The sequence below is a fragment of the Paraburkholderia solisilvae genome (genome assembly GCF_902859875.1).
In the GTDB taxonomy this organism is placed as follows: domain Bacteria; phylum Pseudomonadota; class Gammaproteobacteria; order Burkholderiales; family Burkholderiaceae; genus Paraburkholderia; species Paraburkholderia solisilvae.
This window is the reverse complement of the sequence record NZ_CADIKF010000031.1, coordinates 37,933-53,101: the sequence shown is the minus strand read 5'-3', so window position 1 is coordinate 53,101 and position 15,169 is coordinate 37,933. Positions and strand designations below refer to the sequence as shown.

The following is a 15,169-nucleotide window of genomic DNA, read 5'->3' as shown; positions in this document are numbered from 1 at the left end:
CCAGCGGACGCACAAGTGAAAAGGGCGGTACGGTCTGCACCGTTCCGCCCATTCCATTCGTCAATGTGATCGATGCAGCCGCGTCATGGCAACGCGGCCAGCTCATCACTCTTTCGGATTGCTTTCGATTATTTTTGCCGTGCTTCGATTACCCGCGCCGTGTCGCGAGTTCCGCGCCCTGGCGCAGCGCTTCGAGCAGACTGCCTTCATCGGCGACGCCCTTGCCCGCGATGTCGAACGCGGTACCGTGATCGACCGACGTGCGCACGACCTGCAACCCGACCGTTACGTTGACGCCCGCTTCGAGGCCGAGCACCTTGACCGGCCCGTGCCCCTGATCGTGATACATCGCCACCACGAGGTCGAAATCGCCGCGTCCGGCGCGGAAAAACAATGTATCGGCCGGCAGCGGACCTTCGATGCTCCAGCCGCGCTCACGCAATTCGCGCACGGCCGGCACGATCTTCTCTTCTTCCTCGCCATAACCGAACAGACCGTTTTCACCGGCATGCGGATTGATGCCGCACACGGCAATACGCGGATTCGCGATGCCCGCCTTCACGAGCGTGGCGTGGCCGCGCTCGATCGTGCGTTTCACGAGTCCCGGCTCGATCTTGCGAATCGCGTCGATGATGCCGATGTGGGTCGTCACGTGAATCACGCGCAGTTGCGGCGCGACCAGCATCATCGACACTTCGTCGATGCCGGTCAGATACGCGAGCATCTCGGTGTGACCCGGGAACTTGTGGCCGCCCGCGTGCAGCGCTTCCTTGTTGAGCGGCGCAGTGCAGATCGCGTCGATCTCGTTCGCCTTCGCGAGTTCGACCGCACGCGCAATGAACTGATAGGCCGCATCGCCGGCCACCGGCGACAGCTTGCCGAACGGCAGGTCGGCAGGAATCAGGCCGAGGTCGATGCAGTCGATCGTACCGGGCTCGTAGCGGGCTTCGGACGCACGCTCGATGCGACGCACTTGCGCCGCACTGCCGACGATTTGCGCGGCGCGTTCGAGACGCTTCGCATCGCCGATCACGAGCGGGCGGCACTGCTGATAGACCGCCTCGTGAGCAAGGCTCTTGACGATGATCTCGGGCCCCACGCCGGTGGCGTCGCCCATCGTGATGCCGATTACGGGTAGATAGTGACTCATGGCTTCTCGGTGCTTCAGTTCAGAGGGAGGTTTGTTCGTGTGCGCGGCCGGCTTGCGGAGCCGGCTGCGATCCGGGCTGCCCGGGTTGCGACCCGGGCTGTGCCGGTTCCTGCATGCCGCGCAGATGCAGCCATGCACCGTACAGCGCATGCTCGCTGCCGAACGCGCCGGCTTTGGTGACGATCGTCAGGCGCCGCGCGTCGTCCGACGGCTGCGCGACCGCGACGCCCGGCTCGACTTCGGTCAACAGTTCAAGGCTGCCGATGCCGGCGGCGCTCAGCATCGCGCGCGCGGTTTCGCCGCCGGTCGCGATCAGACCCGCAAGGTGGCCGATATGCGGCTCGACGAGCGCGGCAAGCGCCGTCGACAATTGCGCGCCTTCGGCCGGATCGAACGCGTCGTCGCGGCCGATGCGCACCAGCAGATCGACGCCCGCCGCGAGCGGCGCGCCGATGGCGGCCCGCCACGCCGCGCGGTCCGGATGGTTCGCCGCGCCGCGCAGCACCGCAGGCGGCACGGTCAGTTCGGTCATGCCGGTGCGCTCGCGCAGCAGCGCGCATTGTTCGACGGACACCGCCGACAGGCTGCCGACCAGCGTCAGGATCGGGCCGTCGTGACGCGCGGGTGCGAGCGGCGACGGTGCGGCCGTGTCGAACAGTTCGGGCAGCGCGGCCAGTTCGCGCGCGAGACCGCCGGAACCGACCCAGAAGAACGCGTCGTTCAGCGCAAGCGTCGCGCGCGCGAGCAGGTTCAGGTCGGCCTCGCTTTGCGCATCGACAATCAACGCCTGCACGCCGTTTTCGATGCGTGCGGCGATGGCCCGAACGAGCGCATCGGCCGGTGCGTCGCGCAGCCGTTCGATGCCGAGCTGCGCGGTGCGCAAGCCCGCTTCCTCGAGCATCGGCTGCAAGTCCGCAGTGCGGCCCGCGTGCTCGAGCCGCCATGTCTCGGTTTCGCCAAGCGGCACGCCTCGCACATAGACGCGGCCGTCGCGCACCGTGCGGCCGGTCGCCGGAAACGCCGGCGCCACGATCGCGAGGCCCGCGAGCGGCTGCAGCGCCGCGACTTCGGCAACCCAGTTGCCGCGCAACGTCGAATCGATCTTCTTGTACAGGCGCCGCCGCTGCGCGGCGCGCACGCCCTGCGTGCCGCCGAGCGCTTGCCACGCGTGCGCGACGCGGCGCGCCGCATCGGCGGGCGCGAGACGTCGCGAGTCCGTATCGAGCGCGATCACGGCCGCACGGCCGGACGCGGCGTCATTGGCGGCCTGCACCGCTTCATCCGCGCCGAGCGCGACCACGGTGCGGCGCCCCGCGTTGGCAAAGCCAATCGCGCAATCGGCCGCGCCGGACAGGTCGTCGGCGACGATCAACATGCTCACTGCACGGTCTCCCGGTTGCCATTGACACGCTGCGGCACCACGCGCTTTGCGACCGCCGCGGTCAGCAGCGGACATACGATGGCCGTGACCACCACGCATGCGGCGACCAGCAGCGTTGCGCTCTTCGCGGCCTCCGCATACGCCGGATTGGCCGCGGCGATCAACGCGGGCACCGCCGCCGCGTTGCCCGCGGTGTTGGCAGCCGACACGCCGGCCACGCCGGTGCCGCTCGTCAGACGATCGATGATATAGAGCGGAACGCCGGTCACGATGACGACCGCGAAGCCGAGCCCGATGCCGAGCAGGCCAGCTTGCCAGACCTTGTGCAGATCGAGGCCCGCGCCGAGCGCCAACGCGAAGAACGGAATCATCACCGGCACCGCGCGGCCGAGAAAGTCGCGCATCTCGCGATCGAGGTTGCCGAGCAGCATGCCGAACGCGAGCGGCAGAATGCTGCCGACGAGCGTCTGCCACGGAAACGCGGACAACCCGGCGACGCCGAGCGTGACCATCGTCAGGAACGGACCCGATTCGAGCGACATGATCGAATACGCGCCGACGTCTTCCGAACGGCCGTATTGGCCCATCAGCGCCATATAGAGGCCGCCGTTCGTGTCGTTCATCGCGGCGACCACCGCGAGCGTCGACAGACCGGCGAACAGGCCCGACGTGATCGGCTGCTCGCCGAGGAAATGGCCGAGCACCACGCCGACCAGGATCGCCGTGCCGACCTTCGCGGCAAACAGCGCGCCGCCTTTCTTCACGATATACGGCGTCGCTTTCACGTCGATGCTCGCGCCCATGCACACGTAGAACACCGCGAGAATCGGCAGCGCGCCGGTGAAAAGCGCGTTGGTGAACGAGCCGAAGAATTTCGGCATGTCCGGCACGAAGGTCGCGACCAGCGCGCCCGCCAGCAGCGGGACGATCATCATCCCGCCGGGCACGCGCTCGATCGCGCGCTTGATACGAATTTGAGCCATGAAGTTGTCTCCCGATTGACTAATTCCTACCGATTCGATCATTATTTTGACTGATTCGATCAAAACGAAGTTTAAGACGTACTGCTTGAACGCGCAACCTCGTGCCGCCCAAGGGTTTACGATAATGCCTGAATTTCGGGCATTTCATGCAATGTGCGGCGAGCCTGCACGGGCTTTGCGTGGGCGCGTGAAGCTTGTCCGTTGCACCGCGAAATTGATCGATTCGCGCAAAATGAGCGAAAGCGGTCGATCGGGTGAACGGCATTTCGCGCGGTCTCGCGGTTTGGCGTCGATGTGCGTTGCGGTCTCGCGTTGCAGGTTCGCTAAACTGTTTCGCTTCGCCGCGCGCAATGGCCGTGCCGGACGGCGCGTCGTGCGCGCGCGGCGCCGCGCGGGCTGTTTAATTCCGATCCGGAGCACCATGAAAGTAGCGAACCGCCGCGAGGCAATGCTCAAAGCCGTGCTGTCCGGCATGACCGATGTCGGCGCGCTGTGCGAGCACTTCCAGATGTCGGAGGCCACCGTGCGGCGCGACCTGCGCGCGCTCGCCGAAGAACACCGCATCGTGCGCACGTATGGCGGCGCGGCCGCGCCAGTCGGCATGCACGAACCGGAAGAATCGCTGGAGACGCGCCGCCAGAGCTTTCGCGAGCAGAAGGAAGCGATCGCGCGCGTGGCGGCCGCGCACGTGCAGGACGGCGACACGATCTTTCTCGACGGCGGCACCACCACCGCCGCGATGGCGCGCCTGCTCGCCGGCCGGCGCGGTTTGCGGGTGGTGACGAATAATCTGCTCGCCATCGGCGTGCTGGCCTCGAGCGATATCGCGATCACGCTGATCGGCGGCGAGTTGCGGCCGTCGAGCATGAGCACGCTCGGCCCGATTGCGCAACTTGCGCTGAGCCGGGTGTCGGTGGACAAGGCGTTTCTCGGCGCGGACGGCGTCGTCGCCGGGCGAGGCCTGTGCGAAGCGAGCGCGGAGCAGGCGTATCTGAAGGAGTGCGTGATCCGCCAGGCGGCGAGCGTGTTCGTGCTCGTCACGTCGAACAAGCTCGATCACGCCAGCCAGCAACACTGGACGCCGCTCGAGCGCGACTGGTCGCTGGTCACCGACGCGGAGCGCGACGCACCGCAACTGGCGAGCTTTATCCGCCGCAGCGAGGTGACGGTGTTGAGCGCGGAGGCGGCGTAACGCCGGCGCGGCACGGCCGCAGCGGAACACCGACACAGCGGCGACGCACAGCGCACGCCGCATGCATCGCCGCGTGGGTCAGCACTTCTCCGCGCCGACATGCTCGCTGAGCTCGTCGACGCGAGCCGGCGCGCCGGCCGCGCTGAGGGTCGCGACCGCAATGATGCCGAGTATCGCGAGCACGCTGCCGAAGCGGAAGTCGGTCGCGATGCCCGCGTGATCGACAATCGCGCCGCCGACCGACGAACCGACCGCGATCGCCACCTGAATGATGCCGACGAACATCGCCGACCCGGCTTCCGGCAGATCCGGCGTCGCGCGCTGCATCCAGACGCTCAAACACAGCGGAATCGCGCCGAACGCGACGCCCCATGCCATCAGCACCGCCGTCACGGCCGGCGCGGAATGCCGGAAGAGCGGCATGGTGACCAGCGCGGTCAGCATCAGCACGACCATGGTCATCAATGCTGCTTTCAGACTGCGGTTGACCACCGTCGACACCGCGAAATTCGACACGAAACCGATAATGCCGAAGCCGAGCAGCACCCATGTGATGCTCGACATGCTGAAGCCCGCATCGCGCAACAGGAACGGCGCGATATACGTGTACGACGAAAAATGCGCGCCGAACACGAGCGACACCATCAATAGACTTTTGCGCGGATGCGCACGCCGCACGAGTTCCAGCAGATCCGCGAAGCGCAACGCCGCCTGCGATGGCAGCGACGGTACGAGCGCCGCTTGCGCGGCGAGCGCGATCGCCACCAGCACGCCGGTCGCCATGAAGGTCGCGCGCCACGATGCCAGTTCGGAAATGAGCGTGCCGAGCGGCACGCCGATCACGGTCGCGCACGTCACGCCGGCCAGAATGGCCGCGGTCGCGCGCGCCGACTCGTGCAGCTTGACGAGCCGGCTGGCCGCGGCCAGCGCGAGCGTCCAGAAGCCGCCGAGGCTCGCGCCGAGCAGCGCGCGGCCGAACAGCATCCAGCCGAACGTCGGTGCGAACGCGGAGATCAGATTCGACGCGAGCAGCATCACCGACAGCGCGATCAGAATGTAGCGCCGGTCGATGCGGCCTGCGCCGAGCATCATGCCCGGCGCCGAAAGCGCGGCAATCACACCGGGCGTCGTGACCATCAGCCCCGCGGTGCCTGGCGTCACACCGAGGTCGTGCGCGATTTGCGGCAACAGGCCGACCGGCAAAAATTCGGTAGTCACGAATGCAAAGGCGCCGATCGTCACCGAGCCGACCGCGAGCCACGCGCGAAGCGGGGACGAGTCCTCGTTTGCCGGCGAGCCGTTGCCTGCCGGGTTATTGCTTTCCATCATCATGATGACGCTGCTTTTCAGTTTGAACGAACATCCGGGCATGCCGGTCCGGGCACTGCCTTATCGTTTTGTCTAGTTGCGGTATTGCTGCGTTTTTGCCGTCGGGCTCAATCGCACGTTCAACGCGCGCGCCGCCTGTCACGCGACCTGCGCGTCAAGGAAATAAGCCCTGTCTCCGGAGCGGTCTTTCGATAGGGGAGAGCGGCGTGCGCCAGCCTGCCGCGACGTCGAACCCTATATGATTTGAATGACAACGGGATGAGTATCGTGCGCGCGAACCGGCGGACAACATGACCGTGCAGCGCGACCACACGTACCGTCGCGTACGACGCACTTCGACGCCGGACGCGAGCAAGGCGACAACATACCACCGCATCGAAAGTTTTGCTGACCGTGACGCGGCGCGTTGCGGCATGCGAAATCGTGCTGCCGCCCTCGACGCATGGACTTTTTTGAAGTGCGACACTGCGCGGTGCGCCCATCGGCGGACGCCCGCCGTCCGTCGCCCGGTCTTGCCCGAGCGGGCGCAGGGCTCGACCCTCTCGCGTCCAATGCCCTTTCTCAGCCGCTCACCGCTTCTCCCGGAGTTACGTCACATGTCTGAAGCAACACAGTTCTGGATGGTCCCCGGCGCGCCGACGCCCGTCGCGCCTTTTTCGCATGCCGCCGAATCGGGCGGCTGGGTATTCGTCACCGGGCAGATGCCGACCTTGCCCGAAGACGATGCCGCGCCGCTGCCCGAAGGTGTCGCCGCGCAGACCAAGCGCGTGATGGACAACCTGATCATCGTGCTGAAGGGTCTCGGTCTCGGCCTCGAGCACGTGGTCAACGCGCGCGTGTTCCTGACCGAGTTCAAGCGCGATTACGCGACGCTGAACGCCGTCTACGCCGCCTATTTCCCGCCGGGCAAACTGCCCGCGCGCACCTGTATCGGCGTGACCGGCCTCGCGCGCGACGCGCTTGTCGAGATCGATTTCATCGCGCGCCGTCCGTCCTGAACGGCCCGCGCAGGTTGCGCGGGCAGCGCACGCGGTCGCGAGGCGCGTAGCGCGTGGTCGTGCGGCATGCTCCGTCGCGCGCGGTGCGGTCCACCCGGGTCACGCGCCGTTCACCCGTGCCCCGATGAAATGACGTATCGTGCGCAGACCCGTTTGCGATACAGCGAGTCCAGGCCATGCAGCAACCCTCCCTTCCCGGCAGCCGGCGCCGCTTTCTGCGCGCCGCCAGCGCCGTTACGCTCGGCTTGCCGCTTTCCCTATCGTTGCAGCAGCTTGCAGCCGCGCAAGGCGACGCCGCGCCGCTGCCGCGCATCACACGCCGCCCGATTCCGTCGACCGGCGAACCGCTGCCGGTAGTCGGATGCGGCACGTGGCGCACGTTCGACGTCGGCGACGATGCGAGCGCGCAGGCCCGGCTCGCGCGCGTGCTGCAAGTGCTGTTCGACGCGGGTGGCTCGACAATCGATTCCTCGCCGATGTACGGCACGTCCGAAGCAGTCGCGGGCGCGCTGCTGACCAGGCTCGATGCGCACAGCAAAGCATTCGTCGCCACCAAGGTATGGACCGAGGGCCGCGCGGCCGGTATCGCGCAGATGGAGGAATCGATGCGCCGGCTGCAACAGCCACGCATCGACCTGATGCAGGTGCACAACCTGCTCGACTGGCGCACGCAGCTTGCCACGCTGCGCGACTGGAAAGCGCGCGGCAAGATTCGTTATATCGGCATCACGCACTACACGTCGAGTGCGTTTGCGCAAGTCGAAGCCGTGATGCGCAGCGAGAAGCCGGACTTCGTGCAGATCAACTACGCAGCGGACGATCGCGACGCCGAACAGCGCATCTTGCCGCTCGCGGCGGATCTCGGCATCGGCGTCGTGATCAACCAGCCGTTCGGCGGCGGCGGATTGATCGCGCGCGTAAGCAAGCGGCCACTGCCCGTCTGGGCCGCGCAAATCGGCTGCACGACGTGGGCGCAGGTACTGCTGAAGTTCGTGCTTGCGCAACCCGCGGTGACCGTCGTGATTCCCGGCACCGGCCGCCCCGAGTACATGATCGACAATGTGCATGCCGGCATCGGCCCGTTTCCGGACAAGGCGCTGTGCAAGCAGATCGTCGACGCGGTCAATGCTTGAGGGCCTCGTGCGGCCACGCGTAACGGCTCGTCCGCCTTGGCGTTTGCGTGGCTGCCTGCATCGGCTGATGCATCTGCGGTGGCGGAATCGAAGTCGACATTGCCGTGGGCCCGACGCGTTTGCGCTCGCCGCCGCAGCCGCCCTATCGCTTCTCTCCGCAGGATGTGCGACCACGCCGATTCCATCGCCGGCGCCGTTCGCGGATGCACGCCCGCCCGTCGCGACGCTTTCCGTCGTCAGGCGCGAATGGCACACCGACGTGTGCATGCATCGCGAAGACGCCGCGCCGGCTGTCGGCGCACTCGCCGCGGGCTTCGACGGCGCGCGTTATCTCTGCTTCGGCTTCGGCGAACGGCGCTTCGTCTTCGAACGGGACCATGGTGTGTTCGCTGCAGTCGGCGCACTTTTCCCGAGTCACGCCGCGTTGCTGATGACCGTGCTGCGCGCGCCACCGCAGGACGCGTTTGGCGCATCGAGCGTGATCGATCTGCGCATCGGAAAGAAAGGGCTCGCGGGTTTGAACGCGTTTTTGCAGTCGTCGGTGCAAACCGGCGACGCCGGTACGCCGGTCAAGCTAGGCGACGGGCCTTACGAAGGCAGTGTGTTCTTTGCCGCGACATTCACCTACGACGCGTTTCACACCTGCAATATCTGGACTGCGCGCGCGTTGAGAGCGGCGGGACTGCCGGTAAGCGACTCGCTGTTTGCCGACGGCGTGATGCGCGACGCGGCCGGGATTGCCGCGTCGCAAACCGTGAGCGGGCGATGACACGATGGCTTCCGGCGTCGCATCAATCGGCTCCACGCGCCTTGCAAAAACGTCAGCAGGGCGTGCGCCCGTCGCAGACCGTGTGTGGCGCCTGATCCTGCGGAACGACCACGGTCGTGTGGTCCGGCGGCCGCGGATCGCTGCTGCTAAAGGACAGGCAGCCTCCCAGGGCGAGCGGCAACACGAATGCAATGATCCAGGATCGTCGCATGAAACCTCCTTATGAATGGCTGGTGTAACACTCGTTTTCGAGCAAGGAGGGTGCCTGACCGATGCTGTTCGCTGAAGTCAGTATGTCAGCGCATCGCGCTCGCGCGCGATGCGCCGTTGCGGCTCCGGCGCGTCGAGCGGTGCGGGCAAGCCGATGCCGTAGCCTTGCACATAATCGACGCCGATGTCCGCGAGACACTCGACAATCGCGGCGCCGTCGGCAAACTCGGCGATCGTGCGCTTGCCCGTTGCATGCGCAACCTGATTGATCGATTGCACGATCGCGCGGTCGACCGGGTTGTGCACCATGCCCTGAATAAAGCTGCCGTCAATCTTCAAATAGTCGACATGCAAGTGCTTCAGATACCTGAACGACGACATACCCGTGCCGAAGTCGTCGAGCGCAAAGCGGCAGCCGAGCGCACGCAAGCGGTCGATCAGCGCGATCGCGCGATGCAAGTGGGTGATCGCCGCGGTTTCGGTAATCTCGAAGCACACGCGGTCAAATGAAATGCCATAACGAAGCCGCTGCGCGACGATGTAGTCGAACAGATGCTCGTCGCCGAGCGACGCGCCGGACAGATTGATCGACCACGTCCGCGCGTGATGACAGCCGCTCGCAAGCGCGGCGAATGCGTGTGCGATCACCCAGCGGTCAACCGCCGGCATCAGGTTGAACCGCTCCGCCGCTTCGATAAAGCGTGCGGGCGGCACCAGCAGACCGCCCTCGTCCTTCATGCGCAGCAGCACTTCGATATGCGTGTCGTCGTGGCGCAGCGCCCGGTCCGCATCGTGCAAATCGTGTTTGCGATGTTTGCCGCCGATATCGCCGGTCCGTTCACCGGCGCGCGCGCAGTTGCGGCGCACCGGTTCGATCGGTTGTGCGTACAGGCACAGCGAGTCGTCGTCGAGTGCCGTTTTCACGCGCGCGACCCACTCCATCTGCGCGTTGGCCGCGGACAGCGCCTGATCGTCCACGCTGAACAGATGCACGCGGTTGCGGCCGTTCTCCTTCGCCATATAGCAGGCGACGTCTGCGGCCTTCATGACCTCCTTCAGCGACGTCAGGCATGCGCACGCGCCGACCAGGCCGATGCTCACGCCGGTCGTCAGCATCCGCCCGTCCCACGGCAAGCGAATCGCGGTGACCGCGTCGCACAGTTGGCCGGCTATTTCCAGCGCATCCGCCGTCGCGCACTCCGGCAACACGACGCCGAACTCGTCTCCGCCGAGCCGCGCGAGCACCGCGTGATCCGGCAAACAGGCGCGCAGTGTCGCCCCGACGCGGCGGATCAGTTCGTCCCCCGCAGCATGCCCGCACGTATCGTTGACGATCTTGAACTGGTCGAGATCGAGAAACATCACCGCATAGCCGTGTGCACCAGCAGCGTCCGGCGCGAGCAGGCTCTCGAGCCGCCGTTCGAATTCGCGGCGGTTGAGCAGATCGGTGAGTTCATCGTGCGTAGCCTGATAGACGAGTTGCGCCGCATGCTTGCGCTTTGCGCTCACGTCGTACAGCACCACGACCACGCCGATCACCTGTGCCTGCGCATCGCGCAGCGTGGTCGCCGCATAGTCGACTTCGAGACGGCTGCCGTCCGGGCGCACGATGTAACAGGCCGGTTGCGAGACGTCGTCTTGCCCTTGCGCGCGCTGCGCGCGCGGACATTGGGCGCCGGGTGCGACGCGCACGCCGCTCGCCTCGTCACGCAGTTCGCAGATCGTGTCGAACGGCTGCAGATGCATATGCGCGACGGAACGTCCGAGCATGTGCGCGGCGATCGTATTGCAATACGTGACGCGACCCGCTTCATCCGTGCGGATCACCGCGTCGCCGATCGATGCGAGCGTCACTTCAGCCAGCTTTTCGCTTTTGCGCAATTCGCCTTCGAGCCGCTCGCCGCGCGCGAACAGGCGTCGCATGAAGGTCGTCACGACGCTGAGCAGCAACACGGCCGAGGTGGTCAGCGCGACGATCAACGCGTCGCGTGTGATGTGCGACGCTTCGTCGAGCGAGCGCGAGAAGCCGTCCTCGGCACGCGTCGCCTGGCGGTCGACCGCTTCAATCTCATCGATAGCGCCGGCCGCGCCGCCGTCGGCGGAGCCTTCGACATGCGTCAACGCATGCAAACGCGCGCCGATCTCGCGAAGCCGCAGAATGTACGCGTCGCCCGCATCCCAGTACGCGACCGCATCGCTGAACAGCGGCACATGACGGAAATTGCGGTACAGCCATGCCATCCCGTCGATATCTTCGCGCGCGATCCGCCCTTTCAGCAGCGCATCGACAACCACGCCGCGATCCGGCGCGGGCCTCTCCATTTCAAGCTTGCCCACCCGGTCCGCGAGCGGCACCGCGATATGCGCGAGAAATGCCTGATAGTCCGTTTCGGCATGCGTATGTTCGTAACGCTCGAGCGCGCGCACCGCATCCTTTTGCGCCTTCGACCATTGACTCTCGCCTGCGACATACGCGAGCAGCAGCGACATCACCGTGACGCTCAGGCACGCGATCGCCGTCATCACGACCGCGACGAGCCACACGGACAACAACGCGGCACTCGCGCCGTTCACCCGGCGGGCACGGCCGCGTCGATGCGTGGAGATCGGCTTCATCGGTCTCGTCTGGAGTTCATCGATGGCTCATCCGGTCCGTATGCACATGCGCGTGCGCACCGCTTTCGCGCAAAACGACGCGACGCGGCACGCTCAACGCAGCGCGTATGCGCATCTCAGGCAACGGCGAGCCGGAACGACGACACCGTCTCGTCAAGCGCGGCGCCTTGCTGCCGCAAAGACTGCGACGCGGCGGCCGCCTGTTCGACCAGCGTCGCGTTCTGCTGCGTGACCGCGTCCATCTGCGAAATCGCCTGGTTGACCTGCTCGATGCCCTGCCCCTGCTCCTGCGAAGCAGCGGCGATCTCGTCGACGATTTGCGTGACGCGCGCCACGGCCTGGGTGACCTCGGTCATCGTGCGGCCCGCGTCGTCGGCAAACGACGAGCCGTCGCGAATCTGCTGGACCGAATGCGCGATCAGTTCCTTGATCTCTTTCGCCGCGTGTGCCGAACGCTGCGCGAGACTGCGCACTTCACTCGCGACCACGGCGAAGCCGCGCCCCTGCTCGCCGGCGCGAGCCGCTTCGACCGCCGCGTTCAGCGCAAGGATATTGGTCTGAAACGAGATGCCTTCGATGATGCCGGTAATGTCCGCGATCTTGCCCGAGCTCGCGCTGATCGCTTCCATCGTCGTCACGACGCGGCCGACCGTATCGCTGCCGCGCTGCGAGACGGTCGATGCGTTCGACGCCAGGGCTTTCGCCTGCTGCGCGCTGTGCGTGTTTTGCCGGACTGTGGTCGTCAACTGCTCCATGCTTGCCGCCGTCTGCTGCAGCGACGCGGCCTGCTCCTCGGTACGGCGGCTCAGGTCGCCGTTGCCGACCGCGATCTCATGCGCCGCACTGGCGACACTGCTGCTGCTCGAGCGGACCCGTCCGACTGTTTCGGTCAGTCGTTCGTTCATATCGCGCAACGCCTGCAGCAGCGCGCCGGTTTCGTCGCCGCGATCGACGACGATCGTGCTCGTCAGATCACCGGTTGCGACCGTGCGGGCGATGCGCACCGCCTTGTCGATCGGTTTCGTGATCGAGGCGACGATCGCGATGCTCGCGAAGATCGCGACGAGGACTGCCAGCACGCAGACCGCGGCGATCAGGTTGCGCTGCCAGGTATAGCGCTCCGCGAATTCCGCCACGATCTGCTCCTCGCGGGACTTCGTAAAGCTCGCGTATGCATCGGTGGCTTTCACCAGTTGGGCGAGCAGCGGCCGGCATTCGTCATCCATCTTCTGGATCGCCTCGTCGTGGTGATGGGCGAGCGCGAGCGCGACGATATCGAGCGCGACCGGCCCGTACAGCTTCTCGACACGGTTCATCTCCGCGACCAGCGAGCGCGCCGTTTCACTGGTATCGGTTGCGCTCGCAATCATTTCGTTCAGTTGCCTGAGGCGCGAACTGACGTCTTCATGCGCACGCGTCACCGCGTCCTTTTCCATATCGAGGTCCGACTGCTTCGTGACCAGCACCAGGTTGCGGGCCGCGATCGCGCGGCGGTCGACGGCCGCGCGAACCTCCGCCGCGACTTGCGCGCGCGCGTCGATTCCATGCACAAACTGACTGAATGCATCCGTGGTTGTGCCCAGGCTATATAGCGAAACAATGGAAATAAAAAACGCAATGGCGGCGACGGTGGAAAATCCCGCAAACAGCCGGATTTTAATCGTCAGGTTCTTCAGAATCATGGTATGGCCCCCGGAATTTTTTGTTGGATTACCGATAAATGCTGCTGCATGGTGAAACTGGCAATATCCCGCCCTCTCATAGCGTGATTTGCCACTTATGAATAAATACTCTCAATCACGACGCTGAAGCGCCGCGCAACGCGCATCGCAAGCCGTGCGCTGTTCCATTGCGCTACAGCGCGTACCACTCCTGGTTTACGGCAGGTTTTTGTCATTCTTATATGGGTATCGATACCAACCCATAACATGCGCGACATGCCGATGTCGGAACTGGCCAGCCGGCCCGGCGTCAATTGTGTTGACTGGCAGTTTCATTAATTGAAGGCTTACAAAAACTTTAATAATCCGAATCCGCTCAGACTTTATTGGCTCGACTGCAACGCGGCAATATCGGGTAATCCCGAAGTGTAAATCCAGCTGACATCAGAAATATGCAAGAGAAATAATCGACGCGACCATTGCATATCATGTCGCGTATTACCTCGAACGTGCCGTCCGCGGCGCGGCGCTTGTCAGTGAAGCGATAGCGGCATTGGCTATAATCGCCACGCATCGATCGAAGATGCATGTGCAAGGAACAACAGTGATGGCGCTGCCAGGTAGTAGTCCGATTAGTCCGGCCCCTCTAAACGACCCCGCAGGCACGCTGTCGCGCGGCGTCTTCCTGCATACGGGATGGCGCAGCGCGGGCACCTGGGTGTGGTCGAGATTTCGCGCGCTCGATTCCGTCACCGCGTTCTACGAGCCGCTGAGCAATGTGATCGGCGATCTGAAGCTCGCGGATCTCGGCGCGCTTCAGCCCACTTTCAATTCGGGTCATCCTGCGCTCAATGCGCCTTACTTCGCCGAGTATCGTCCGTTCATGCGTGAAGGCGCGCGCGGCGTGCCGGGTTATCGGCGGCGCTTTGCCACCGACCGCTTCGGCGATACACCGGACGCCGAGTTTCCCGCGTTGCAGGCGTATCTGCAGCATCTCACTGAACAAACACTCGCGGCCGGCAAGATGCCGGTGTTCAAGTTCTGCCGCTCGTCCGGAAGACTGCCTTGGCTCAAGCACGCGTTTCCGGCCGCACTGCATGTCGCGGTATTGCGCAATCCCGCTTCGCAATTTGCATCCGGTTGGCTATTGCATCAGGAATGGCGCAATACGTTCTTCGTCGCCGCGCCGCTGCGCGTATTGGGCCTGAACCGCAACGAGCCGATCGTGAAAGCTGTGCTCGACGCCTGCGAAGTTCGCCTGCCGGAGCAGGCGCCTTCGTCCGACGATGCGTACGCGGCAGTGTGCGAGCAGTACGCGCGCACGATCGAAGGCACGCAGGCGTACCGCGCGTTTATTGCATTGTGGGCGCTCAGCGCATTGCGCATGGGCCACGCCGCGCAGACGGTGCTCGACATCGACCGGCTCGGCAGCGACCGCGCCTATGCGGCCGATAGCGCTGCACAGCTTGCCGCGCACACCGGGGTCGCGCCTCGTTTCGACGACGCGCGCGACCTCGTCGACGAACTGAAGCGTACGCCGTCGCGTCTCACCGGCATCGACGGATGGTCGATACGCGCGGTGCACGGCGCCGTGCAGAAGTTTATCGACGCGCATATCGGCTCTGTGCACGCGGCGCCTGTACCGGATGTCGCCGCGCTCGTGCGCGAAAAGCTCGCACTGGCCGCGACAATCTCGGAGCCGTGGCGCTAGGCATCGAACGCGCGATCTATCGGTCGATACGCATTG

At 65.3% G+C, this 15,169-nt stretch carries 12 protein-coding genes; 5 read left to right on the top strand and 7 right to left on the bottom strand.

What is annotated here, in order from left to right; translation table 11 throughout:
• Positions 1–148: 148 nt before the first annotated feature.
• From pdxA to HV675_RS19320, 3 genes are read right to left on the bottom strand one after another with little or no spacing between them, the layout of a single operon-like run.
• Positions 149–1,150, bottom strand: a complete 1,002-nt coding sequence (pdxA, locus tag HV675_RS19330; protein WP_175112641.1) for a 4-hydroxythreonine-4-phosphate dehydrogenase PdxA — start codon at positions 1,148–1,150, stop codon at positions 149–151.
• Positions 1,151–1,169: 19 nt separating this feature from the next.
• Positions 1,170–2,531, bottom strand: a complete 1,362-nt coding sequence (locus tag HV675_RS19325) for a four-carbon acid sugar kinase family protein (protein ID WP_175112639.1) — start codon at positions 2,529–2,531, stop codon at positions 1,170–1,172.
• Complete coding sequence (locus tag HV675_RS19320; protein ID WP_175112637.1) at positions 2,528–3,514, bottom strand: 2-keto-3-deoxygluconate permease; 987 nt, start codon at positions 3,512–3,514, stop codon at positions 2,528–2,530. The genes HV675_RS19325 and HV675_RS19320 overlap by 4 nt, the downstream gene beginning before the upstream one ends.
• A 421-nt stretch (positions 3,515–3,935) precedes the next feature.
• Between HV675_RS19320 and HV675_RS19315 the strand changes: the two genes are divergently transcribed.
• Positions 3,936–4,706 carry a DeoR/GlpR family DNA-binding transcription regulator gene (locus tag HV675_RS19315; protein ID WP_175112635.1) on the top strand — a complete coding sequence of 257 codons (771 nt, stop codon included), beginning with the start codon at positions 3,936–3,938 and terminating at the stop codon, positions 4,704–4,706.
• Between the two features lie 78 nt (positions 4,707–4,784).
• Here the strand turns inward: HV675_RS19315 and HV675_RS19310 are convergent, their stop codons facing one another.
• Positions 4,785–6,038, bottom strand: coding sequence for an MFS transporter (locus HV675_RS19310; RefSeq protein WP_175112633.1), 1,254 nt, complete (start codon positions 6,036–6,038; stop codon positions 4,785–4,787).
• 593 nt (positions 6,039–6,631) lie between these two features.
• Between HV675_RS19310 and HV675_RS19305 the strand changes: the two genes are divergently transcribed.
• From HV675_RS19305 to HV675_RS19295, 3 genes are all read left to right on the top strand, one after another.
• Positions 6,632–7,033, top strand: a complete 402-nt coding sequence (locus HV675_RS19305) for a RidA family protein (protein WP_175112632.1) — start codon at positions 6,632–6,634, stop codon at positions 7,031–7,033.
• Positions 7,034–7,209: 176 nt separating this feature from the next.
• Complete coding sequence (locus HV675_RS19300) at positions 7,210–8,166, top strand: aldo/keto reductase (protein ID WP_175112630.1); 957 nt, start codon at positions 7,210–7,212, stop codon at positions 8,164–8,166.
• On the top strand, positions 8,093–8,935 hold the full coding sequence (locus tag HV675_RS19295; RefSeq protein ID WP_343056816.1) for a DUF2459 domain-containing protein: 843 nt from the start codon (positions 8,093–8,095) through the stop codon (positions 8,933–8,935). The genes HV675_RS19300 and HV675_RS19295 overlap by 74 nt, the downstream gene beginning before the upstream one ends.
• Before the next feature lie 52 nt (positions 8,936–8,987).
• Here the strand turns inward: HV675_RS19295 and HV675_RS19290 are convergent, their stop codons facing one another.
• The 3 genes from HV675_RS19290 to HV675_RS19280 form a co-directional block, all read right to left on the bottom strand.
• Positions 8,988–9,146 carry a hypothetical protein gene (locus HV675_RS19290; RefSeq protein ID WP_175112626.1) on the bottom strand — a complete coding sequence of 53 codons (159 nt, stop codon included), beginning with the start codon at positions 9,144–9,146 and terminating at the stop codon, positions 8,988–8,990.
• A 77-nt stretch (positions 9,147–9,223) separates the two neighbouring features.
• Positions 9,224–11,761, bottom strand: coding sequence for an EAL domain-containing protein (locus HV675_RS19285; protein ID WP_175112624.1), 2,538 nt, complete (start codon positions 11,759–11,761; stop codon positions 9,224–9,226).
• A 116-nt stretch (positions 11,762–11,877) separates the two neighbouring features.
• Complete coding sequence (locus HV675_RS19280) at positions 11,878–13,443, bottom strand: methyl-accepting chemotaxis protein (protein WP_175112623.1); 1,566 nt, start codon at positions 13,441–13,443, stop codon at positions 11,878–11,880.
• Between the two features lie 586 nt (positions 13,444–14,029).
• On the opposite strand from HV675_RS19280, the gene HV675_RS19275 reads away from it, so the two are divergent.
• Positions 14,030–15,133 (top strand): hypothetical protein, encoded by a 1,104-nt coding sequence (locus HV675_RS19275; protein WP_175112621.1) that lies wholly within the window; start codon positions 14,030–14,032, stop codon positions 15,131–15,133.
• The last annotated feature ends 36 nt before the right edge of the window (positions 15,134–15,169 follow it).